The organism is Flavobacterium sp. NRK1 (assembly GCF_024054175.1).
GTDB lineage: Bacteria > Bacteroidota > Bacteroidia > Flavobacteriales > Flavobacteriaceae > Flavobacterium.
In genome coordinates, this window is record NZ_JAMXLA010000021.1 from 1 (window position 1) to 494 (window position 494).

General features: G+C 50.0%; 1 pseudogene. It reads right to left on the reverse strand.

The window, feature by feature from the left end:
* Positions 1 to 494: pseudogene (locus NHE85_RS16700) on the reverse strand (PKD domain-containing protein); the annotation flags it as partial.

Here is a 494-nt window from a genome sequence, read left to right on the forward strand (position 1 = left end):
AGGCAAGAGTGCCTGTACCCCCTGAAGCAGTTACAGTAGCTGACCCGTTTGCTCCGCCATTACATGCTACATTGGTCTGTGAAGAAACCGAAGCTGTAATAGCCGTTGGTTCATTAATAGTTACCGTTTGTGTAGCCGTACATAAGTTGGCATCGGTAATGGTTACCGTGTAAGTACCGGCACTAAGTCCTGTAGCTGTGGCAGCCGTACCCCCTGAAGGAGCCCATGCATAGGTAAGTGTTCCAGTACCGCCTGTTGCCGTTATAGTAGCCGACCCGTTTGAACCGCCGTTGCATGCTACATTGGTCTGTGAAGTTATAGAAGCTGTAATAGCTGTAGGCTGTGTAATAGTAACCGATTGTGCAGCCGTACATCCGTTAGCATCTTCAATAGTTACCGTATAAGTACCTGCAGTAAGCCCTGTAGCTGTAGCAGCCGTACCCCCTGAAGGCGACCATGAATAGGCAAGAGTGCCTGTACCCCCTGAAGCGGTT